Origin of the sequence: Micromonospora sp. CPCC 206171 (assembly GCF_036906755.1) — a bacterium.
GTDB classification, from domain to species: Bacteria; Actinomycetota; Actinomycetes; order Mycobacteriales; family Micromonosporaceae; genus Micromonospora; species Micromonospora purpureochromogenes.
On the sequence record NZ_JBAKHT010000011.1, the window covers coordinates 85508 to 105309 of the forward strand.

19 protein-coding genes are annotated in these 19802 nt (G+C 74.1%); 9 read left to right on the forward strand and 10 right to left on the reverse strand.

Features of this window, described 5'->3' with window-relative positions; translation table 11 throughout:
* The first annotated feature begins 39 nt into the window (after window positions 1–39).
* The 3 genes from V6U89_RS15340 (at window position 40) to V6U89_RS15350 (ending at window position 6296) form a co-directional block, all read left to right on the forward strand.
* Window positions 40–3774, forward strand: a complete 3735-nt coding sequence (locus tag V6U89_RS15340) for a S8 family peptidase (protein WP_334571707.1) — start codon at window positions 40–42, stop codon at window positions 3772–3774.
* A gap of 137 nt (window positions 3775–3911) precedes the next feature.
* On the forward strand, window positions 3912–4904 hold the full coding sequence (locus V6U89_RS15345; protein ID WP_334571708.1) for a helix-turn-helix domain-containing protein: 993 nt from the start codon (window positions 3912–3914) through the stop codon (window positions 4902–4904).
* A gap of 93 nt (window positions 4905–4997) precedes the next feature.
* Complete coding sequence (locus V6U89_RS15350; protein ID WP_334571710.1) at window positions 4998–6296, forward strand: MFS transporter; 1299 nt, start codon at window positions 4998–5000, stop codon at window positions 6294–6296.
* 18 nt (window positions 6297–6314) lie between these two features.
* On the opposite strand, the gene V6U89_RS15355 is transcribed toward V6U89_RS15350, so the two are convergent.
* The 5 genes from V6U89_RS15355 to V6U89_RS15375 are packed head-to-tail and all read right to left on the reverse strand — an operon-like array spanning window position 6315 to window position 10882.
* Complete coding sequence (locus V6U89_RS15355) at window positions 6315–6572, reverse strand: UBP-type zinc finger domain-containing protein (RefSeq protein WP_334571711.1); 258 nt, start codon at window positions 6570–6572, stop codon at window positions 6315–6317.
* Entirely contained in the window at window positions 6569–8149 is a 1581-nt protein-coding gene (locus V6U89_RS15360) for a Na+/H+ antiporter (protein ID WP_334571712.1), read from the reverse strand. Before V6U89_RS15360 ends, V6U89_RS15355 begins: the two co-directional genes overlap by 4 nt.
* 36 nt (window positions 8150–8185) lie before the next feature.
* Window positions 8186–9151, reverse strand: coding sequence for a TIGR03885 family FMN-dependent LLM class oxidoreductase (locus V6U89_RS15365; RefSeq protein WP_334571713.1), 966 nt, complete (start codon window positions 9149–9151; stop codon window positions 8186–8188).
* A 42-nt stretch (window positions 9152–9193) separates the two neighbouring features.
* Window positions 9194–10606, reverse strand: coding sequence for an NADP-dependent succinic semialdehyde dehydrogenase (locus V6U89_RS15370; protein WP_334571714.1), 1413 nt, complete (start codon window positions 10604–10606; stop codon window positions 9194–9196).
* Window positions 10607–10618: 12 nt separating this feature from the next.
* Entirely contained in the window at window positions 10619–10882 is a 264-nt protein-coding gene (locus V6U89_RS15375; RefSeq protein WP_334571715.1) for a DUF6343 family protein, read from the reverse strand.
* 312 nt (window positions 10883–11194) lie between these two features.
* Between V6U89_RS15375 and V6U89_RS15380 the strand changes: the two genes are divergently transcribed.
* A complete protein-coding gene (locus V6U89_RS15380; RefSeq protein ID WP_334571716.1) occupies window positions 11195–11806 on the forward strand; it encodes an antibiotic biosynthesis monooxygenase in 612 nt (203 codons plus the stop codon).
* 130 nt (window positions 11807–11936) lie between these two features.
* Complete coding sequence (locus tag V6U89_RS15385) at window positions 11937–12788, forward strand: GDSL-type esterase/lipase family protein (protein WP_334571717.1); 852 nt, start codon at window positions 11937–11939, stop codon at window positions 12786–12788.
* Window positions 12789–12940: 152 nt separating this feature from the next.
* Here V6U89_RS15385 and V6U89_RS15390 read toward each other — a convergent pair whose 3' ends face one another.
* From V6U89_RS15390 to V6U89_RS15400, 3 genes are all read right to left on the reverse strand, one after another.
* The gene (locus V6U89_RS15390) at window positions 12941–13720 is read right to left on the reverse strand and encodes an EcsC family protein (RefSeq protein WP_334571718.1); all 780 of its coding nucleotides are present in this window, start codon (window positions 13718–13720) and stop codon (window positions 12941–12943) included.
* Between the two features lie 35 nt (window positions 13721–13755).
* Window positions 13756–13902 carry a hypothetical protein gene (locus V6U89_RS15395; protein ID WP_334571719.1) on the reverse strand — a complete coding sequence of 49 codons (147 nt, stop codon included), beginning with the start codon at window positions 13900–13902 and terminating at the stop codon, window positions 13756–13758.
* 73 nt (window positions 13903–13975) lie between these two features.
* Window positions 13976–14845 (reverse strand): peptidase M23, encoded by an 870-nt coding sequence (locus V6U89_RS15400; protein WP_334571721.1) that lies wholly within the window; start codon window positions 14843–14845, stop codon window positions 13976–13978.
* Window positions 14846–15264: 419 nt separating this feature from the next.
* On the opposite strand from V6U89_RS15400, the gene V6U89_RS15405 reads away from it, so the two are divergent.
* The 3 genes from V6U89_RS15405 (at window position 15265) to V6U89_RS15415 (ending at window position 17603) form a co-directional block, all read left to right on the forward strand.
* Window positions 15265–16185 (forward strand): proteasome assembly chaperone family protein, encoded by a 921-nt coding sequence (locus V6U89_RS15405; RefSeq protein ID WP_334571724.1) that lies wholly within the window; start codon window positions 15265–15267, stop codon window positions 16183–16185.
* A 204-nt stretch (window positions 16186–16389) separates the two neighbouring features.
* On the forward strand, window positions 16390–17184 hold the full coding sequence (locus V6U89_RS15410; RefSeq protein ID WP_334571725.1) for an exodeoxyribonuclease III: 795 nt from the start codon (window positions 16390–16392) through the stop codon (window positions 17182–17184).
* A gap of 98 nt (window positions 17185–17282) precedes the next feature.
* On the forward strand, window positions 17283–17603 hold the full coding sequence (locus V6U89_RS15415) for an antibiotic biosynthesis monooxygenase family protein (protein ID WP_088962894.1): 321 nt from the start codon (window positions 17283–17285) through the stop codon (window positions 17601–17603).
* Window positions 17604–17615: 12 nt separating this feature from the next.
* On the opposite strand, the gene V6U89_RS15420 is transcribed toward V6U89_RS15415, so the two are convergent.
* Both V6U89_RS15420 and V6U89_RS15425 read right to left on the reverse strand, forming a co-directional pair.
* Window positions 17616–18299: a class F sortase gene (locus V6U89_RS15420; RefSeq protein WP_334571729.1), complete on the reverse strand. Its 684-nt coding sequence runs from the start codon at window positions 18297–18299 to the stop codon at window positions 17616–17618.
* Window positions 18300–18307: 8 nt separating this feature from the next.
* Complete coding sequence (locus V6U89_RS15425; protein WP_334571730.1) at window positions 18308–18892, reverse strand: hypothetical protein; 585 nt, start codon at window positions 18890–18892, stop codon at window positions 18308–18310.
* A gap of 217 nt (window positions 18893–19109) precedes the next feature.
* Between V6U89_RS15425 and trmB the strand changes: the two genes are divergently transcribed.
* Window positions 19110–19739, forward strand: a complete 630-nt coding sequence (gene trmB / locus V6U89_RS15430; RefSeq protein WP_334571880.1) for a tRNA (guanosine(46)-N7)-methyltransferase TrmB — start codon at window positions 19110–19112, stop codon at window positions 19737–19739.
* Window positions 19740–19802 lie beyond the last annotated feature (63 nt).

Here is a 19802-nt window from a genome sequence, read left to right on the forward strand (position 1 = left end):
CCCTTCACGCGGTCGCCGGCGCACCGCTAGACCCGTGACATGTCCTCACCCTCAGAGCCATCTCGCCGGCGCCGCGGTCGCTGGCAGCTGGTCGCGGCGGCCGTCCTGGTCCCGGTACTGGCTGCCAGCGCCGTCGTCGCGCAAGCGCCCGGGCAGGCCGCGCCGGCCCGGCCCACCGTTGCACCCAAGCCCTCCGCGACCCACCAGGTCACGCTGGTCACCGGCGACGTCGTCACGGTCACCACGCTGACCGACGGCCGGCAGATCGCCGACGTCGACCGGCCCGACGACGCGGTCGGCGGCGTGCGCATGCAGGAGATCAAGGGCGACCTGTACGTCGTCCCCGACGAGGCGGCGGCCCTGCTGGATGCCGACAAGCTGGACCGGCGGCTGTTCAACGTCTCCGACCTGGTGGAGATGGGCTACGACGACGCGAAGGCCGGCGGCGTGCCGCTGATCGCGACGTACGCCGGGCCGACGGCCCGCGCGGCGGTCCCGCCGAGCGCGCCCCGCGGCAGCAAGGTGGTCCGCAGACTGGCGGGCATCCACGGCGCCGCGCTCGCCGCCGACAAGAAGCAGGCCCGTACCTTCTGGTCCGCCGTCGCGCCGGCCCGCACGGCGCGGGGCGGCAAGGCGGAGCTGGGCGCCGGCATGGCGAAGCTGTGGCTCGACGGCCGCGTCAAGGTCAACCTGAAGGAGAGCGTGCCGCTGGTCGGCGCGCCCGAGGCCTGGTCGGCGGGGTACGACGGCAAGGGCGTCACGGTCGCGGTGCTCGACACCGGCGTCGACGTCGACCACCCCGACCTGAAGGACCAGATCGACGGCACCGCCAGTTTCGTGCCCGGTGAGGCGATCACCGACGTCAACGGGCACGGCACCCACGTGGCCAGCACGATCGTCGGCACCGGCGCCGCCTCGGGCGGCGACGTCAAGGGCGTCGCCCCCGGCGCCGACCTGATCGTCGGCAAGGTGCTCGGCGGCGCGGAGGGCTCCGGCCAGGACTCGTGGGTCATCGCCGGCATGCAGTGGGCGGCCGAGTCCGGTGCCGACGTGGTCAACATGAGCCTGGGCGACAGCATCCCCTCCGACGGCAGCGACCCGAAGTCGCAGACGGTCGACGCGCTCTCCGCGCAGTACGGCACGCTGTTCGTCGTCGCCGCCGGCAACGCGGGCCCGGAGACGATCTCCACTCCGGCCGCGGCCGCATCGGCCCTGACCGTGGGCGCGACGGACAAGCAGGACGGTCTGGCGGGGTTCTCCAGCACCGGCCCGCTGGCCTGGTCCGGCGGCATGAAGCCGGACATCTCGGCGCCCGGCGTGGACATCACCGCGGCGCGCTCGCAGACGATGACCGACGGCGGGGACGGCCCGTACCGCACCATCAGCGGCACCTCGATGGCCACCCCGCACGTCGCCGGCGCGGCGGCGATCCTGGCCCAGCAACACCCGGGGTGGACCGGCACCCAGCTCAAGGAGCACCTGATGAGCAGCGCGAAGGGCCTGGCGGAGTGGTACTCGCCGTACGAGGTGGGCACCGGCCGGCTCGACGTCGCCGCCGCCACGCGTACCACGGTGACCGCCACCGGCTCGCTGTTCTTCGGCAACTACGACTGGCCGCACGAACCGACCGACGGCGTCGTCACCAGGGACCTCGTCCTCACCAACCACGGCGCCACCGACGTCACGCTGAACCTGGCGCTGACCAGCACCGGCGGCCCGTTCACCCTCGGCGGGTCCACGGTGACGGTGCCGGCCGGCGGCACGGCGGCGGTGCCGGTGACCGGTGACCCGCGGGCCGCCGACTTCGGCCGGTTCACCGGCTACCTGGTCGGCACCGATGCGGCCACCGGCCGAGCGGTGACCCGCACCTCGGTGGCCCTGGTCAAGGAGGAGGAGCGCTACGACCTGAAGATCAAGCTGGTCGGGCGGGACGGCAGGCCCGCCGCCGGCTGGGTCGGGCTCAGCAAGGCCGGCGACTTCTGGCCGTGGGCGATCCACGTCGATGGCGAGACGACCGTGCGCATGCCGGTCGGCACGTACCTGGTCGCGGCCAACCTCGACGTGGCCGGCGAGCGGGCGGACCGCTCCGGCCTGGCGGTGCTGGTCGATCCGGAGACCGTGCTCCGGCGGGACACCGAGGTCGTCCTGGACGCGCGCGAGGCTCGCCTGCTGCAGACCGACGCGCCGCAACGCACCGAGGACCGGCAGCGCAAGGTCGACTTCAGCGTGGTGGACGCCTTCGGCGTGGAGTTCCGCAACGCGTACCTGGTTCCGCCGAGCTACGACGACCTGTACGTCTCCCCCACCGAGCCGATGACGCAGGGCCAGTTCACGCTGACCACCCGCTGGCGCAAGGGCGAGCCCATGCTCGGGCTCAGCGAACCGGGTGGCCGGACGGCATTCGAGACCCTGGTGCAGCCGGGCAGCACGCTGGCGGAGGACGCCAGCGACACCGTGGGTTCGGCCTACGCCGGCACGGGTACCGCCGCCGACTACCGGACCGTCGACGCGAAGGGCAAGGCCGTCGTCGTCCGACGCAGCGACGCGGTCACGCCCGAGGAACGCACCGCCGCCGCTGTCGCCGCCGGCGCCACAGCCCTCATCGTCGTCAACGACGGCGTCGGCGGCCTGACGGAGTACGTCGGCCAGTCGCCGATCCCGGTCGCCACCGTGCACCGCGACGCGGGAAAGGCTCTCATCGCGCTGGCCCGGCTCGGCCGCAAGCTGACCCTCAACCAGTCCCAGTACAGCGACTTCGTCTACGACCTGACGCGGAACTATCCGGGGCGGGTGCCGGACCGGCCGCTGGTCTACCGGCCCAGCCAGCACGACCTCGCCCGGATCGACGCCCGCTACCACGGCGTCCGCGACGGTGAGGGTTCCGGCTACCGCTACGACATGACGCTGATCCCGACGCTCGGCATGCACGAGCGCGAGTGGCACCCGGGCACCAGGACCGAGTGGGTCAGCCCGGACCAGGTCTGGGCCGAGTCGCACGCGCAGAACATCTACGGCGCCCTGCCGTGGGAGGTGGTGTCGGGCGTCGACACCTTCCCGGCCGGCGCCACCACCCGGCTGGACTGGTTCGCCCCGGCGGTGCGCCCGGCGTTCAGCGACGCCTTCTCGGTGGCCAACGAGCGCTGGCAGAACTTCATGACCTGGAACGTGCAGCCGTGGAGCTCCGCCAGCGAGGTCCAGCGCCTGGGCGGCTACCTGCCGTGGGGTGAGACCCCGACCCATCTGCGGGTCTTCCAGGGCGACACGCTGATCCACGACAACCCGTTCAGCGCGGACATGCAGTGGGTGGAGGTGCCGGCGGGCGACCTTTCCTACCGCGCCGTCCTCGACGCGGAACGCCCCGGCGACGTGTTCCGGCTGTCGACCCGCACCCACACCGAGTGGACGTTCCGCTCCGACACGGTCGACGCGGACTTCTTCCGGCCGTTCTCGGTGCTGCAGCTGGACTACCGGCTGGCGACCGACCTGCGCGGCGACGTCCAGGCGAACGCCGTCCACCAGATCGCCGTGCGGCCGAGATCCTCGACCGCGATCACCATCCCGGGCAAGATCACCACAGTCACGCTCGACGTCTCGCCCGACGACGGCGCCACCTGGCAGTCGGTGACCCTCACCAGGAACGCCGACGGCTGGTGGAACGGCACCTTCCGCGCGCCCGCCAAGGCGAACGGGTTCCTCTCGGTACGCGCCGGCGCCGCCACGGACAGCGGGTACGGCATCGAGCAGGAGATCATCCGGGCCTACGGCCTGCGATGAGCCAGCTCAGCGGGCCCTGGGGCGAGCACGCCCCGGGGCCCGTCCCGCCGGGCGCCGGCTCGTGCCGACCTACCGGAGCCGGCAGCCATGGCGCATACTCTCCCCGCTACCGCGTATGGCGAGAGGGACTGGTACCGATGCTGGCCGCGCTCGGGCTGGAGCCCGCCGAGGAGGCCGTCTACCGCGCCCTGCTCAACCAGCCCAGCGCCACGGCGGTGCGGATCGCCGGGCTGCTCGAACTGGCGGAGCCGGCCGCAGCCACCGCGCTGGCCCGGCTGGCGGACGTCGGCCTGGTCAACCGCGACCCCACCGGCGCGTACCGGGCGACGCCACCTGCCGTCGGGCTCGGCGCGCTGATCACCGAGCGGCGGGACTCGCTCCGGATGGCCGAGCACGCGCTCGCCACCCTCGCCGAGGAGCACCGGGCCGCGGTCGCCGGACGCACGATCGGCGAGCTGATCGAGGTGGTGACCGGCGTCGACGCCATCCGGCACCGCTTTCTCCAGCTGCAACAGGCCGCCCGCAGCCAGCTGCGCCTGTTCATCACCGCGCCGTTCATCGCCGTGCCGCCCGGCGAGAACACGGCCGAGCCGGCGGCCGTCGAGCGCGGGATCCGCTTCCGGGCCGTGCTGGAGCGTGCGGTGCTGGAGCAGCCCGGTCACGTCGAGGAGACCGTCGACTCCCTCGGCCGCGGCGTCGAGCTGCGCGTGGTCGACGAGTTGCCGATGAAGCTGGCCATCGCCGACGCCGACCTGGCGTTGGTGCCGCTCGCCGTGGCGCCCGGTGGCGAGCCGGGAGCGGTGCTGCTGCACCGCAGCGGACTGCTGACCGCGATGGAGGCGTTGTTCGACGCGGTATGGCAGCGCGCCCATCCGCTGGAGCTGTCCACCGTCGGGGCCGGCCCGGCGCAGCTCGCCGAGCTGGCCACCGACGCCCCCACCGACCTCGACCGGAAGATCATCGCGCTGCTGCTCGCCGGGCTCACCGACCAGGCGGTCGCGACGCAGCTCGACCTGTCGCTGCGTACGCTGCAACGCCGGCTGCGCCACCTGATAGACACGGCCGGTGTCCGCACCCGGATGCAACTGAGCTGGTACGCCGTCCAGAACGGGTGGGTGGGCCGGGCCTGAGCGCCCGCCGACCGGGACTCCCAGGACGAAGTGTGACCGGCGTCGCCCGCTCCGGGTCCCCGCGGGCGGCGACCGGTCCATACGGTCGAGCCGATGACCGTTCACCGGCGCTGGTCGCCGCTGCCGCCGCCCGGCCGGCTGCGCACCCTGGCCCTCGCCACGCTCGCCAACACCGCCGGCTCGGGGCTCTGGCTGGCCGGCGCGCCTCTCTACCTGACCCGGGACGTCGGGCTGAGTCCCGCCTCGGTCGGGCTGGGGCTCACCCTCGCCGGGCTGCTCGGGCTGACCGCCGCCGTCCCGCTCGGCGGCCTGGCCGACCGCCGCGACCCGCGTACGCTGCGCGCGCTGCTGCAACTGCTGCAGGCCGCGGTCGCCGGGGCGTACCTGCTGGTCGGGTCGTTTCCCGTGTTCCTGGTGGTGGCGGTGCTGGACGCGCTGCTCACCACCGGCAACCTGGCGGTCCGCGCCGCCCTGGTCGCCGCCGTCGGTGGACCCGAGGGGCGGGTGCCCGCGTTCGCCACCCTGCGCGCGGTGGCGAACCTCGGCATCGCGCTCGGCGCCGGGCTGGCCGGGTTCGCCCTGGCGGCCGACACGCACCTGGCGTACCAGGTGCTGGTGGTCGGCAACGCGATCACCTATCTGGTGTCGGCGGCGCTGCTGATGCGACTGCCCGGCTACCCACCCCCGGCGACGCCGGGTCGGGCAAGGCCGGCGACGCCGGGTCGGGCGCGGGCGCTGCGGGACCTACCGTTCCTGGCCGTCAGCGGGGCGTCGGCGGTGCTGGCACTGCACGCCACGGTGCTCACCCTGGTCGTGCCGCTGTGGACGGTGAGCCGGACCGGCGCCCCGCCGGCCGTGGTGTCGGCGGTGCTGCTGGTCAACACGTCGCTCACGGTGCTGCTGGCCGTGCGGCTCGCCCGGGGCTCGGACACCGCCGTCCCGGCCGCCGCCGCGATGCGCCGGGCCGGCCTGGTGCTGGCGGTGGCGATGCTGCTGTACGCGGCCACCACCGGCATGCCGGCCGGGCCGGCGACCGGCCTGCTGCTGCTCGCCACCGTCGTCTACACCGTCGGCGACCTGTGGCACGGCACCGCCGGCGCGGGACTCGCCTACGGCCTGGCCGCGCCGGAGTCGATCGGGGCGTACCAGGGGGTGGACGGGTTGCTCGCCGGCCTCGCCCGGGCCGCCGGACCGGCGCTGCTGACCTGGGCGATCCTCGCCGACGGGGTCGCCGGGTGGTGCGCGCTGGCCCTGCTCTTCGCGCTCGTCGGGCTGGGCGTCCCGACCCTGACCCGACGTGCTCTCGCCGGTGGTGCGAGGCGGGCGGCGAGCGGACTGCCCGCACCGGTGCCCGGTGCTGCCGCTCGACGGAGAGCCGCCGGCCGTCACTGATCCGGGAAACCGGAGCGGTCAGCCGATCTCCTCGTCGACGAAGCACCAGCGCCAGGTCTCCCCGGGCTGGATCGAGCGCATCACCGGGTGCCCGCTGGACTCGAAGTGCTTCGTCGCGTGCTGGTACGGCGAGGAGTCGCAGCAGCCGACGTGCCCGCAGGTCAGGCAGGCGCGCAGGTGCACCCAGTAGTCGTTGCCGATGGCGACGCAGTCCGGGCAGACGTCCTCGGCCTGCGGCTCGGGGTTCCCCGCCTCGGTCAGGTGCTGGCAACTCATTCGTCAACCTCCCGGGTCAGCAACGACTCCTCCAGGTCCAGGTCACGATAGGCCCGCACCAGCACCTCCTCGGGGATCCGCCCGGAGTCGCGCGCGGCCCGGTACACCTCCCGCTCGGCGTCGATCATCTCCTGCCGCAGCCGGCCGTACGCCTGGGAGGGGGTCTCCCGGCCGCCGCCGCCGAGCTGTTCCCAGGCCAGGTTGGTCCGTGCCTCCAGCAGCTCACGCAACCGCTCCACCACCGACGACGGCGCGCCGGGCCCCAGCTCGTCCAGCCGGTCCCGGGCGGCCTTGCTGGCCTGCTGCTGCACCGCCGCGGCGGAGAGCGCGTCCTGCACCGGGTCGTCCGGCGGCAGCTTGAGCCGGCGGGCCACCAGCGGCAGGGTGGCGCCCTGCACCACCAGGGTCACCACGATCACCGCGAAGGCCAGCCAGATGAACAGCTCCCGCTGGTACGACCGGCCGCCGGCCAGGGTCAGCGGCAGGGCCAGCGCGGCGGCCAGGGTCACCACCCCGCGCATCCCGGCCCAGCCCAGGACGATCGGCACCCGCGGCGGCGGGGCCGCGTCCCGGCGCCGCAACCGGGGCACCAGCCGGGCCAGGTAGGTGGCGGGGAAGAGCCAGACGAACCGGGACAGGAAGACGGCGAGCAGCACCGCCCCGGTGACGACGGCCAGCCGGCCGAGCGGCTCGTCGAGGTCGCGCACCACGTCGCGCAACTGGAGGCCGACCAGCAGGAAGACCAGCCCCTCCAGCAGGAACCGGGCCAGCCGCCAGAACGCGCCGATCTGGAGCCGGGAGGCCGCCGACAACAGCCGCGGCATCTTGTGGCCGATGCCGAGCCCGGTCACCACGACGGCGACCACCCCGGAGGCGTGGATCTCCTCGGCGGCGAGCACCACCGCGAACGGCACGATCAGCGACAGGGCGTTGTCCAGCAGCGCGTCGCTGGTCCGCTGGTGCAGGTGGCCGAAGACCACCACGCCGAGCAGGCCGACCAGGACGCCGCCGCCGGCGGAGCGCAGCACCTCCCAGGCCACCTCCCCGAACTCCACCCGGCCACCACTGGCCGTCGCGGCGATGATCGAGACGCGGAGCAGCACCAGCGCCGTCGCGTCGTTGAGCAGGCTCTCGCCCTCCAGGATGGTGACGATCCGGCGGGGCAGCCCGACCCGCCGGGCCACCGCGGTGGCGGCGATCGCGTCGGGCGGCGCCACCACCGCGCCGAGCGCCAGGCAGATCGCGTACGGCAGGTCGGGCAGGAGCAGGTGCACGACGGTGCCCACCACGAACGCGGTGAACAGCACCAGCCCCACCGCGAGCAGCAGGATCGGCCGCAGGTTGAGCCGGAACGCCGGCACCGACGTCTCCAGGGCCGCGACGTAGAGCAGCGGCGGCAGGATGCCGACCAGGACCAGGTTCGGGTCGAGCCGCACCTGCGGGAAGCCGGGCAGGAAGGACAGGGCGAGGCCGAGGACCACCAGCAGGATGGGCGCGAGCACACCCAGCCGCCGGGCCAGGGCCGCGCCGAACGTCGCGATCGCGAGGAAGACCACGACCTCGAACAGAGCCTCCATGGGTACGAGCCTAGGGGGCGCGCGGCCGGGACGTGATCAGGCCGTGGTCCGCAGCTTCGGCAGCACCTGCGCGCCGAACGTGTCGATGAAGGCGCGCTGCTCCTGCCCGACGTGGTGCAGGGCGATCTGGTCGAAGCCGAGCTCGACGTACTCCTCCAGCCAGCCGACGTGCCGGCCGGGGTCGGCCGAGATGTTGACGACCTCGGCGACCTTCTCCATCGGCACCTGCTCGGAGACCACGTCGAAGTGCTCGGCGGTGTCCAGGTCCCAGCAGATCGGCGGGGCGAAGACGTTGCTGCGCCACTGGTCGTACGCGATCGCCTCGGCCTCGGCCTGCTCGGGCGCCCAGCTGACGTGCACCTGCAGGTGCAGCGGGCCGCGTCCACCGGCGTCCCGGTAGGCGTCGATCATCTGCCGCAGGTGCGCGGTGGGGGCGTTGACGGTGATCAGGCCGTCGGCCCACTCGGCGCACCAGCGGGCGGTGGCGACGCTGACCGCCGCGCCGATCAGGGCCGGCGGCTGCTCCGGGCGGGTCCAGAGCCGGGCCCGGTCGACCCGGACCAGGCCGTCGTGGCTGACCTCCTCGCCGGCGAGCAGTGCCCGGATGACGTCGACGCACTCGCGCAGCCGGGCGGCGCGCACGTCCTTGCGCGGCCAGCCGTCGCCGGTGATGTGCTCGTTGCTCGCCTCGCCGGTGCCCAGCGCGGCCCAGAACCGGCCCGGGTACATCGCGCCGAGGGTGCCGATCGCCTGCGCGATGATCGCCGGGTGGTAGCGCTGGCCGGGCGCGTTGACCACGCCGAACGGCAGGCCGGTGGCCTGGAGGGCGGCGCCGAGCCAGGACCACGCGAAGCCGGACTGGCCCTGCCGGGCGCTCCACGGCGAGAAGTGGTCCGAGGACATGGCGGCGTCGAAGCCGGCCCGCTCGGCGCGGACCACCGCCTCCAGCAGCCGGCTCGGGTGGATCTGCTCGTGGGAGGCGTGGAAGCCGAACACCGTCATGGGCTCCTCCCTACCCATGACGGTGTCCGGCCAAAAGCGGGACTACTCGGCGTGCGCGCCGGCACCGGCCGATGCCGCGCCCTCGCCCACCCAGACGGTCTTGGTGTTGCAGAACTCCCGCATGCCGAGCGCGGACAGCTCCCGGCCGTAGCCGGAGTTCTTCACGCCGCCGAACGGCAGCTCCGGGTACGAGGTGGTCATCCCGTTGATGAAGACGCTGCCGGCGTCCAGGTCGACGGCGAAGCGCTCCTGCTCCTGCGGGTCGGTGGTCCAGGCGTTCGAGCCGAGGCCGAAGGCGGTGCCGTTGGCGACCTCGATCGCCTCGGCGTAGGACGACACCCGGAACAGGCCGGCGACCGGCCCGAAGACCTCCTCCGACCACATCCGCATCTGCGGGTTCAGGTCGGTGACCACGGTCGGCGGGTAGAACCAGCCGGCGCCGGCGGGCTTCTCGCCGCCGCAGAGCACGGTGGCGCCGTGGTCGACCGCGTCCTGCACCTGGGCGTGGATCTCGTCCCGGCCGCGCTCGCTGGCCAGCGGCCCCACGTCGGTGTTCTCGTCCATCGGGTCGCCCACCCGCAGCGCGGACATGTTGGCGGCGAACTTCTCGGCGAAGGCGTCGAAGACGTCGGTGTGCACGATGAACCGCTTGGCGGCGATGCAGGACTGCCCGTTGTTCTGGCAGCGGGCGGTGGTGGCGACCTCGGCGGCGCGGTCCAGGTCGGCCGACGGCATCACCACGAACGGGTCGCTGCCGCCGAGTTCCAGCACCGTCTTCTTCAGCTCCCGCCCGGCGATCTGGCCGATCGAGCGGCCCGCCCCCTCGCTGCCGGTCAGCGTGGCGGCGCGGACCCGCGGGTCGCTGAGGATCGGGTCCACGGCCTCCGAGCCGACCAGCAGGGTGGTGAACGCGCCCTCGGGGAAGCCGGCCCGGCGGAACAGCTCCTCCAGGTAGAGGGCGGTCTGCGGCACGTTGGAGGCGTGCTTGAGCAGGCCGGTGTTGCCGGCCATCAGCGCCGGCGCGGCGAACCGCATCACCTGCCAGAGCGGGAAGTTCCACGGCATCACCGCGAGCACCGGCCCGATCGGCTGGTACCGCACGAACGCCCGCCTGGCCTTGACCGCGCCGGCGTCGGCCGGCTCGTCGGCGAGCATCCGCTCCGCGTTCGCGGCGTAGAACCGGCAGGCGGTGGCGCACTTGGTCACCTCGGCCTGCGCCGCGACGTACGTCTTGCCCATCTCGGTGGTCATCAGCCGGGCGGTGTCGTCCCGTTCCGCGTCGAGCAGGTCGGCCGCGGCGTTCATCCACTGCGCCCGCTGGGCGAGCGTCGTGCCGTGCAGGTCCCGGAACGCCACGTCGGCCCGGTCGATCGCGGCGTCGATCTGCTCGGCCGACATCGGCTCGTACGACTTGAGCAGCTGGCCGGTGGCGGGATTGGTGGTGGCGATGGGCATCTCGTACTCCTGTCACTCGAAGAGTGAGTGCCGTACGCCCGGCTCCTCACGGCGGCGCGCGGCGCGGCGGCGCTGGATGACGACCAGGTCGACCACGGCGACCACGGCGAAGACCGCGCACACCACACCCAGCCAGAGCACGTCGGCCCAGAACGCCAGCACCGCGAAGACGGTCATGGTGACCAGGCCGAACAGGGCCAGCGCGAGCCGGAGGTTCAACGCGCTGTACGCGTGGCCGACCGTGCCACGGGCACGCCGGGGCTGCGATCTCGTCATTCCTCCGGCCTACCCCCGCAGGACGGGGCCTAACCGCCCCGCCCCAGCCGCCGCACCGACCGCCGCCGTCCCACCCGCGAACCGGACCTCAGGCCCGGTTCGCGGCGGGTCGCGCGATCCCGCACCACGACACCCCGGCAACCGGGCCGGGGCCGACGGGCTCCGGGGTCCGGGGTCCGGGGTGGCTCGGAAGGGCGGGGCGGTGATGCCGGCCACCGAGCGGGTATGCGGCGGATGCGGCGGGCGGTGGGTTGCGTTACACCGGTGCGCCACGACCGGGCCGACACCGGCGCGGGCGGGAAGGATGAGGGCATGACCATGACCCACGCGGTGCCGGTGACCGTCGCCATCGCCCGGCGTGTCGACCCCGCGCGCGCCCACGAGATGGTCGCCTGGATGCGGGCCGGCAGCGCGCTGGCCGAGAGCTTCCCGGGATTCCTCGGCGTGGGCTGGGTCCAGAGCGGCCCCGGCTCGCCGGAGTGGCACATGCTCTACCGGTTCGCCGACCACGAGACGCTGCGCCGCTGGGAGGAGTCCCCGCAGCGGAACTGGTGGCTCACCTCGGCGCAGGGCATCGTCGAGCACACCCGGGTCGAGCGGCGCACCGGGATCGAAGGCTGGTTCGACCCGCCGGTCGACCACGTGGTCGAGACCCTGGCGCCGGCCGTCGGCGAGCCGGCCGCGCCGGTGTCCCCGCCGCGCTGGAAGCAGGCGGTGACGATCTGGCTGGCGTTCTTTCCGCTGAGCCTGGCCGCCACCCTGCTCACCGCCCGGTTCATCGGCGGGGTGCCGCTGGCCGCGCGGACGCTGCTCATGACGCTCTGCCTGACGCCGCTGATGACGTACCTGGTGCTGCCCCGGATCACCCGGGCGCTGCACTGGTGGCTGCACGGGCAGCGGCCGCCGTGGCGGGCATCCCGCTGACCCGTCCTACCAAATTCATGTTTCTAAATATTTACTCTGCCCGAAAGTCGACACGAACGGCCCGACCCGGCCGGCCGCCCCCGTAGAGTTACCGCGCTGTCGCTCTGCGCCGCCGGACCGGGGGAAGACAATGCCTCGACGCTGGGTCGCCGCCGTCGCCTGCCTGCTGGCGCTGGTCGCCCTCGCGTGCGAGGAGGGCGGCAGCGCCTCGCCCCGGCCGACGCGGGAGTCCGGCCAGTCCGGCCTGCCCACCACCATGGCCGCGCTCGGCGACTCGATCACCACCGGCTTCGGCTCCTGCCTCGTGCTCACCTCCTGCCAGCGCAACTCCTGGTCCACAGGGGACGGCATCCGGGTGGAGAGCCACTACCGCCGGCTGCTCGACGCCAACCCGGGCATCCGCGGCCGGGCCCACAACCATGCCGTGCCGGGGGCGCGCGCCGAGGCGCTCGCCGGGCAGGCGCAGGCGGCCGTACGCGACAAGGCCGACTACGTGACCGTGCTGATCGGCGCCAATGACGCCTGCCGAGACGACATCGACACGATGACGCCGGTGGCGACGTTCCGCACCCAGGTCGACCGTGGCCTGCGGGTGCTGCGCAAGGGGCGACCGAAGGCCCGCGTGCTGGTGGTGAGCATCCCCGACCTGTACCGGCTCTGGGAGGTCGGGCACACCGACGCGCGGGCCACCCGGATCTGGCGGGCCGGCATCTGCCCCTCGCTGCTGGCCGACCCGACCTCCACCGCCCCGGCCGACCGGGCCCGCCGGGCCCGGTTCCGCGACCGCATCGACGACTACAACGCCCAGTTGAAGGCGGCCTGCCGGGCGTACGGGACGCGCTGCCGGCACGACGGCGGGGCGGTGCACCGGGTGCGCTTCACCCTGGACGAGGTGAACGGGCTCGACTGGTTCCACCCCAACGTGGCCGGGCAGAACCGGCTCGCCGACGTCAGCTTCTCCACCGCCGGCTGGCGACTCTGACGAGCATTCCGAGCGGGCCACCGGGACGCTCGGCAGAGGCCGAGGTGGAACGATCGGCCGCCGACCGCAGGCGGCGTGGACCGCTGTTGCCCACCGGGCACGCGAAGCGGCGGTGCCCCGGAGACCGGGACACCGCCGTGCTGCCGCGCAGGTCAGGAACGGCGAGGCTGTGGCACGCCGCCCTGACCGGTCCGGTAGTGCGCGCGGGCGCGCTCGGCGAGGTCCTTGGTGGCCGACGAGTTGGCCCAGGTGCCGAGGACGATGGCGGCGCCCGGCACGACCTTGGCGAACATCCGCTTCGCCGCGCGGACCCCGGCCATCTGGGCCAGCCGTACGCCGAGGCGGAGCATCACCTTGCCGAGTGGGTTCTGCGCGCCGTGGCCGAACAGGGCCCCGGCGCGTTCCCGCCCCGCCGCCACACCCAGGGCGAGCCGGGCGCTCTCGGCGACCTTGTGCACCTTCTGCAGCACCAGCAGGTCGGTGGCCCGGTCCGGGTGCACCGGGTCCACCCCGTACGCGGCGGCGATGTGCAGCACCAGCCGGGCCTGGGTCCAGGCCAGCACGCCGACGTCGATGACGGCGCCGGGGAGCCCGGCGACGCCGGAGACCGCCCCGGAGAGGCGGGCCTGGTTGACGAACTTGCGGACCGCCTGCTCGGCGAGGTCGTCGGCGGAGACGTCGGGGCGCACGGCACGGGCCCGAGCCGCCCACTCGGCCGCCTCCGGCCCCAGCCGGCGCACCGCCTCCAGGGCGAGGTGCTCCGGCGCGTACTGCGGGTCCTCTCGCATCCGGTCCCAGAGCCGGGCGGGCGGCGCCTCGGGGGCGTCCGGCTCGCCCGTGCGGGCGGCCGGCGGGGTGACCGCCGCCGCCGGGCTGGCCGGCGGCGGGGTGGGGGCGGTGGGTTCGTCGTCGACGGGGGCGGAGTCGGTCACGGGGGCTCCCGGTGTCGAGGGCGAGCGGGGGACGATCAGCGGCGGCGGCTGGAGAACCGGTTGGCCACCTGCCTGAGCTTGGCCTGGTTCTCCGGCTTGGCCAACTCGCGCCGGCCGCGGTCGACCAACTGCTGCCCGCGCGGCGACCGCAGGAACATCCTGATCCGTTGCACCAGTGACATGTCGTCCTCCGTTCGGTGGTCGTGCATCATGTGTACCCCGAACGGACAACCGGCAACCGACAACCCGGGCAGATCAGGCCAGGATGGCCTCGACCACCTCGGTCGCCCGCCACTCGTGCTGGGCGTAGGCCCACGGGAACGCCGAGACCTGCACGGCCTGGGCCGCGTCGGTCAGCGCCAGGTTCTGCCAGCCGGGGATCTCCAGCAGCGCGGAGAGGAACGCCTGGGTGGCGTACTCGGGGTCCATCAGGTCGCGAACCTCGCCCCAGCCGCTGCTGGGCCGCTGCTGGAACAGCCCGACCGAGTCGTGGTCCCAGCCGATGGCCTGGTGGGGGTAGTTCTGGGACTCGGGCAGCACGCCGCTGGCGTAGTTGTAGAGGTTGCTCTCCTGCATCGCGGTGGCCACGGCGATGATCAGGGCCTGGCGGGGCACGCCCATCTTCCGACCCGCCTTGACGATGGCCTTCGCGTTGTCCATCTGGGCCTGGTCCAGGCCGGCGACGGGGGCGATCCGCTTCGGCTTCGGCTTGGGCTTCGGCTTGGCCTTCTTCGTCGCGGTCGGCGACGGCGCGGCGGTCGGGGTCGCGGCGGGGGTCGGGGTCGCGGTGACCGGGGGACGCGCCTGGCCTCGGGAGGCGGCGCCCTCCTGCGCCCGCTCGGCGAGCGCCGGCTGGGCGGCGACCGGGTCGAGCCGATCCGCCGGCAGGGCCTGCACGCCGGCGAAGGCCGCCACGCCGAGGCAGCAGACCACGCCGGAGGCGAGCGCCACCCGGGACGGGCGGCGGGTCAGGGGGTTAATGAGGGAGCCGAGGCGGGTACGGAGCGAGGGAGCGGCCTCGGTGCCACGGAGAACGCCGACCTGAACGGACGAGGGGGTATCGTCCGAACGGCCAGTCGGGCCCTCGTGGGCGTACTGGTCGTCGATGGTGTCGTCGTCACGCATCCGACGACGTTAGGCAGGCATTTCACGGGCCACCCACCGTGAGCGAGTGGCCCTCGCCACAATCCGACGAGTCGAACCGGGACGCGTCGGCGGTGCCTTGTGGCCGCAGGGCGCAACCCCGCAGAACCGGCATCTCGGGAAGACCCCCCGGCGGCGGGAGTCCCGGAACGACCGGGTCGACACCGCCGCCCCGGCCAACATGATCGACCATATCCCCCATTGGTATGAGCGATCGGTAGACCAACGGACAACCCCGCCTCGCATGATCGGCGAAATGCGCGCTTCGTCCGTCTTTGCTCGCCAGGATCGCCGCGAACCGCCCGTTGCTGGAATGGATACCGCGGGCGGGTACGTTCGGCGAACCGGGAGCCGTGCGCGCACGGCGGCCCGTACGCGCGTTTCCTCAGGAGGTCCGACCGGTGCTCGACCCACACGAGCTCTACCAGCTCACCGACGACCTGCCCGACCTCGGGCAGCCGGTGCTGATCCAGGCCCTGACCGGCTTCGTCGACGCCGGCAGCGCGAGCCGCCTGGCCCGTGAGCAGCTGCTCACCTCGCTGGAGTCGCGTCAGATCGCCACCTTCGACGTCGACCAGCTCTTCGACTACCGCTCCCGCCGCCCGGTGATGACCTTCGTCGAGGACCACTGGGAGCACTACGACGCGCCGGAGCTGGCGCTGCACGTGCTGCACGACGACGACGAGACCCCCTTCCTGCTGCTCACCGGACCGGAGCCGGACCTGCAGTGGGAACGGTTCGTGGCCGCCGTCGCCGCCCTGGCCACCCGACTCGACGTCCGACTCACCGCCGGGCTGAACTCCATCCCGATGGCCGTGCCGCACACCCGCCCCACCGGGGTGACCGCGCACGCCACCCGGCGCGAGCTGATCTCCGGCTACGAGCCCTGGCTCCAGCGGGTCCAGGTCCCCGGCAGCGTCGGCCACCTGCTGGAGTACCGGCTCGGCGAGGCGGGCCGGGACGCGATCGGCTTCGCCGCGCACGTGCCCCACTACGTCGCCCAGACCGAGTACCCGGCCGCCGCCGAGGTGCTGCTCTCCTCGGTCTCCCGCAGCACCGGGCTGCTGCTGCCCAGCGACAGCCTGCGCACGGCCGCCGAGGTGGTGCGGGTCGAGATCGACCGGCAGGTCGCCCAGACCGACGAGGCCGCCGCGCTGGTCCAGGCCCTGGAGGAGCAGTACGACGCGTTCGCCCGTGGGCGCGGCGAGAAGAACCTGCTGGCCGCCGAGGCCGGGCCGCTGCCCACCGCCGACGAGCTCGGCGCGGAGCTGGAGCGGTTCCTGGCCGAGCAGACCCGCCCCGGCGACACCCCGAACGGCTGACCGGCCCGACCGCCGGACGACCGGCGGTCGGCGCCGTCACCACGGGCGCCGACCGCCGTGGCCGGCCCAGCCGGGCACTGACCGGATACGGCCGACCGCCGTCCTCGCGATGCCGGCCCGCCCACCGCCGGCTCCGGGCCGATCATGCGGCGCGCCGGCCCGGCTGGACCGGCATGCCGGGGCCGGATACGGCAGGCTGAAGGCATGCGTCTGGCGACCTGGAACGTGAACTCGGTGAAGGCCCGCCTGCCCCGACTGCTCGACTGGCTGGCCACCACCGGCCCGGACGTGGTCTGCCTGCAGGAGACCAAGTGCCCCGACGGCGCCTTCCCCAGCGAGGTGGGCGAGCTGGGCTACGAGGTGGCCAGCCACAGCGACGGCCGGTGGAACGGGGTGGCGATCCTGTCCCGGGTCGGCCTGGCCGACGTGGCGGTCGGGTTCCCCGGCGAGCCCGGTTTCCCCGAGCCGGAGGCCCGGGCGATCTCGGCCACCTGCGACGGGGTCCGGGTCTGGTCGGTGTACGTGCCGAACGGCCGCTCCCCCGACGACCCGCACTACGCGTACAAGCTGGCCTGGTTCGCCGCCCTGCGGGACGCGCTGGAGCCGGAGCTGGCCGGCGGGGCGCCGGTGGCGGTCTGCGGAGACTTCAACGTCGCCCCCACCGACGCCGACGTCTGGGACCCGGCGCTCTTCGTCACCTCCACCCACGTCACGCCGGCCGAGCGGGCCGCCCTGGCGGCGCTGCGCGACCTCGGGCTGGTCGACGTGGTGCCGACCCCGATGAAGGGTCCGCACCCCTACACCTACTGGGACTACCGGGCCGGGATGTTCCACCAGAACAAGGGCATGCGGATCGACCTCGTCTACGCCTCCGCGCCGTTCGCCCGGGCGGTCCGCTCCGCGTACGTCGACCGGGAGGCCCGTAAGGGCAAGGGCCCCTCCGACCACGCCCCGATCGTGGTCGACGCCGAGCTGGTGCCGGCCGTCGAGTCGTTCTGAGTCGCGCCTCCGCGCGGGCCGCGTCCGCGGGCCCGGCCGTTTTCGGGGCGCGGGCGGGACGTCCGGCCGGCTGATCGGCCGCTGGTTAGGGTGGAGCCATGGCAGTCGTGAAGATCAACGCGATCGACGTCCCGTCCGGCGCCGGCGAGGAGCTGGAGAAGCGGTTCGCCGCCCGGGCCGGCGCGGTGGAGAACTCCCCCGGGTTCCTCGGCTTCGAGCTGCTGCGCCCGGTCGCCGGGGAGAGCCGCTACTTCGTCTACACGCGGTGGGAGAGCGAGGAGGCGTACCAGGCGTGGGCGGCCGGCCCGGCCCGGGCCGCGCACGCCGGCGGCGAGGGCGGCGAGCAGCGGCGACCGGTGGCCTCCGGCGCCACGCTGCTGGAGTTCGAGGTCGTCCAGCAGGTCACCGGCAAAGGCTGAGCGCCCGGCCGGTCAGGGCTGCCGGGTCTCGGCCAGCGAGGCGAAGGCGATGACGTTGTCCTCGTAGCCGGTCCGGCCGCCGACCCAGGCGCCGCCGCAGGTGATCAGCCGCAGCGCCGGCCGCCCGTCGTCGCCGTAGACCCGGTCGGCCGGCAGGTGGGTCTTGTCGAAGTACTCGACCGAGTCGACGGTGAACACCACGACCTTGCGGTCCTCGCGGGTCACCTCGATCCGGTCGCCGGGCTTGAGCTTGCGCAGGTCGTAGAAGACGGCCGGGCCGCTCGTGGAGTCGACGTGCCCGACGATGATGGCCCGGCCCGGCTCCCCCGGGGTCGGGCCGCGGTCGTACCAGCCGGTCTCGTGGTGCCGGTTCAGGGGCGGCACGTCGATCGACCCGTCCTTCGCCTTGCCCACCGGGGCCACCGGGGCGGTCACCTGGATGGCCGGCACCGCGAGGCTCACCGGCCGGCTGGCCGGCAGTCCACCACCCCGCCCGGCGGCGGGACGCTCCTGCGCGTCCGCCGGGCGCTGCTGGCCGGCCGCCCAGTCCAGCGGCCCGACGGTACGCCCGAGACCGGCGCCGGTGGCGAAGACGCCGAGCAGCACCAGGGCCGCCGCCAGCGGGACCGACCAGGGGCTGCGTGCCGAGGCACGGTCGCCGCGGGCGGCCGGTGGCGAGGCGGGTGGCGAGGCCATCGTGCCGCTCAGCCTCGGGCGGCGCCACGGGGGCGGCGGGCCGCGATGATGCCGACGGTCGCCCCGGCGATGGTCAGGGCCAGGCCACCGGGTACGAGCAGGCCGGTGAGGTTGGCACCGGCGGCGCCACCGAAGCCGGTGTGCGGGCCGGGGCTGGGCTTCATCGACTTGACCACCTGGAGCATCGTCGAGGCGGTCGCGCCGTCCCGGCACTCCAGCTTGACCCGGTAGTTGCCCGGCCGGGTGCGCTCCCGGACCTCGGCCGAGGCGGTCAGCTCACCACGCTGGGAGTGCACCTGCACCCGGCCGAAGGCGTCGGAGACGACCGTCGCCGGGATCGAGTTGTCCCGGCAGCTGGCCCGGATGCCGACCAGATAGCCGGGCTGCACCATGCTCGGGCGCACCTCGACGAAGACCACGTTGGGGGTCGGCTGCGGCTCGGCGGCCTGCCGCGGCCAGCCCTCAGCCGGCCCGCCCGGAGCGGGGGCCACCGCGGGTGGCGGGGCGGCGAGCGCCGCGCCCGCCCCGAGCAGCGCCGGGCCGAGGGCACCGATCGTGAGGGCCAACGCGGTGCGCTGGAGCGTGATCGACATCCTGCCCCCTTCCGGCCGCCTCGGGCAGCGCCGGGACAGCGAGCGCCCGGCCTGCCGTACGGGATGAATCGTCTCACCCCCGGGCGTACATCACATCCGATACGCCGGATCCGTCGCGTACGCTCGGGTCGCTGTGACCTCCATCGACCAGAACCCCGCCGTTCCGGCGGCCCCGCCGGCCGCCCGGATCCGCACCTTCCACCCCCGCCGCGGCCGGATGAGCGGCCGCCAGACGGACGCGCTGGAACGGCTCTGGCCGGAGTACGGCGTCGACATCGCCGAGCTCGACGGCCCCTTCGACCCGGGCGCGCTCTTCGGCCGGGGCGCTCCCGTGGTGCTGGAGATCGGCTCCGGCATGGGCGACGCCACCGCGGCGATGGCCGTCGCCGACCCGGGCCGGGACTACCTGGCGGTCGAGGTGCACACGCCCGGCCTCGGCAACCTGCTGGAACTGGTGGAACGGCACGGGCTGACCAACGTCCGGGTGGCCAAGGGCGACGCGCTGGACCTGGTCCGGGCCATGCCGACCGACGCCCTGGACGCGGTGCACGTCTTCTTTCCCGACCCCTGGCCCAAGGCCCGGCACCACAAGCGGCGGATCATCCAGCCGGAGCACGTGGCGTTGCTCCGCTCCCGCCTGCGGCCGGGTGGGACCCTGCACTGCGCCACCGACTGGGCCGAGTACGCCGAGTCGATGCGGGAGACTCTGACCGCCGACCCCGGCCTGGCGGACCCGCACCACGGCTTCGCCCCCCGACCCCCGCACCGCCCGGTCACCAAGTTCGAGCGCCGCGCCCTGACCGCCGGCCGCCCCATCTTCGACCTCATCCACCCCCGCCACCCCTGACCCACCCAACCGCCGCCGCCCCCACCCCACCGCCGCCGGGCGCCTCTTTCAGAGAAAGAGTGC

Coding starts and splice junctions, on each gene's coding strand:
- V6U89_RS15340 (WP_334571707.1), top strand. CDS start 40: ATGTCCTCACCCTCAGAGCCATCTCGCCGGCGCCGCGGTCGCTGGCAG.
- V6U89_RS15345 (WP_334571708.1), top strand. CDS start 3,912: ATGCTGGCCGCGCTCGGGCTGGAGCCCGCCGAGGAGGCCGTCTACCGC.
- V6U89_RS15350 (WP_334571710.1), top strand. CDS start 4,998: ATGACCGTTCACCGGCGCTGGTCGCCGCTGCCGCCGCCCGGCCGGCTG.
- V6U89_RS15355 (WP_334571711.1), bottom strand. CDS start 6,572: ATGAGTTGCCAGCACCTGACCGAGGCGGGGAACCCCGAGCCGCAGGCC.
- V6U89_RS15360 (WP_334571712.1), bottom strand. CDS start 8,149: ATGGAGGCTCTGTTCGAGGTCGTGGTCTTCCTCGCGATCGCGACGTTC.
- V6U89_RS15365 (WP_334571713.1), bottom strand. CDS start 9,151: ATGACGGTGTTCGGCTTCCACGCCTCCCACGAGCAGATCCACCCGAGC.
- V6U89_RS15370 (WP_334571714.1), bottom strand. CDS start 10,606: ATGCCCATCGCCACCACCAATCCCGCCACCGGCCAGCTGCTCAAGTCG.
- V6U89_RS15375 (WP_334571715.1), bottom strand. CDS start 10,882: ATGACGAGATCGCAGCCCCGGCGTGCCCGTGGCACGGTCGGCCACGCG.
- V6U89_RS15380 (WP_334571716.1), top strand. CDS start 11,195: ATGACCATGACCCACGCGGTGCCGGTGACCGTCGCCATCGCCCGGCGT.
- V6U89_RS15385 (WP_334571717.1), top strand. CDS start 11,937: ATGCCTCGACGCTGGGTCGCCGCCGTCGCCTGCCTGCTGGCGCTGGTC.
- V6U89_RS15395 (WP_334571719.1), bottom strand. CDS start 13,902: ATGTCACTGGTGCAACGGATCAGGATGTTCCTGCGGTCGCCGCGCGGG.
- V6U89_RS15400 (WP_334571721.1), bottom strand. CDS start 14,845: ATGCGTGACGACGACACCATCGACGACCAGTACGCCCACGAGGGCCCG.
- V6U89_RS15410 (WP_334571725.1), top strand. CDS start 16,390: ATGCGTCTGGCGACCTGGAACGTGAACTCGGTGAAGGCCCGCCTGCCC.
- V6U89_RS15415 (WP_088962894.1), top strand. CDS start 17,283: ATGGCAGTCGTGAAGATCAACGCGATCGACGTCCCGTCCGGCGCCGGC.
- V6U89_RS15420 (WP_334571729.1), bottom strand. CDS start 18,299: ATGGCCTCGCCACCCGCCTCGCCACCGGCCGCCCGCGGCGACCGTGCC.
- V6U89_RS15425 (WP_334571730.1), bottom strand. CDS start 18,892: ATGTCGATCACGCTCCAGCGCACCGCGTTGGCCCTCACGATCGGTGCC.
- trmB (WP_334571880.1), top strand. CDS start 19,110: ATGAGCGGCCGCCAGACGGACGCGCTGGAACGGCTCTGGCCGGAGTAC.